General features: G+C 54.3%; 1 pseudogene. It reads right to left on the bottom strand.

The features are described 5' to 3' along the window. Positions 1 to 256, bottom strand: a pseudogene (locus tag V5P19_RS24000) (alpha-2-macroglobulin family protein); the annotation flags it as partial.

The following is a 256-nucleotide window of genomic DNA, read 5'->3' as shown; positions in this document are numbered from 1 at the left end:
GCGCGTCACCGGGCGACCGCCCGATTCCAGCAAACTACCCTGGAAAATAACCTGGAATGGGGAATGCGTTTCCTTCCACTGGCTTTCTGTAGAAACTTCGCCGCGCCCTTTATCATCCAGCGTCAACTGAACTTCATCCAGCGTGCGGGAAAGATTTTCGGCAGCTATCTCGCCGACTTCAAAACCAGGTAAGGCTGACACAGCTTCACGCAGTGGGCGCAGGACAAGTTGCCCTTGCCAAGTATTACCCTTAGCA

The organism is Enterobacter sp. UNJFSC 003 (genome assembly GCF_036903355.1).
In the GTDB taxonomy this organism is placed as follows: Bacteria; Pseudomonadota; Gammaproteobacteria; order Enterobacterales; family Enterobacteriaceae; genus Enterobacter.
The sequence above is the reverse complement of the archived record's forward strand: the minus strand, read 5'-3'. Positions and strand labels throughout refer to the sequence as shown.